The 530-nt window shown below is 68.9% G+C and carries 1 protein-coding gene; it reads right to left on the reverse strand.

Annotation, left to right across the window (positions count from 1 at the left end; all coding sequences use genetic code 11):
• The coding region (locus tag Q4I23_RS33045; protein WP_498529050.1) for an ATP-grasp domain-containing protein at positions 1-185 on the reverse strand (185 nt) is incomplete at its 3' end.
• Positions 186-530 lie beyond the last annotated feature (345 nt).

The raw sequence follows: 530 nt of genomic DNA on the forward strand, positions 1-530 counted from the left end.
TTGTCCTTGAAGCGGCCGGCGCCGCGGCCGCCCGCGTGGATCTGCGACTTCACGACCCACACCGGGCCGCCCAGCTCACGGGCGACGGTCTCGGCCTCCTCGGGAGAGAACGCGACGCCGCCGCGGGGCACCGCGACGCCGTACGTCTTCAGCAGGCCCTTGGCCTGATACTCATGGATGTTCATGGCTGTCTTCGGGTGTTTAAAATGGAAGGGTGCGGGGCGCAGGCCGGCATCGGCGCTGACGCGTCCCGCGCCGGCACCCTGCGTCCTGTGCTGAATCCGTGGAAGAATAACGGTGTGAGCCTGCGGCTCACCGGATGTGTGCGTCAACGCCCCCGCTCTTCGGGACTGCGTGCGCCTGTTATCCGTGCTGCATGGAGCGGGCGCCCTGACGGAACGCCCTCGCCACGGCTGTCTTTACTCGGCGGCCATGCGGGGAACGACCAGCCCCAGCGCGCCGCTGTCGCGAACCTCGCCGATGCGGCGTTCGTCGAAGCCGAGCACCTCGCGCAGGATCTCGTCGGTGTG

This window comes from Azospirillum sp. UFLA03-27, assembly GCF_059803775.1.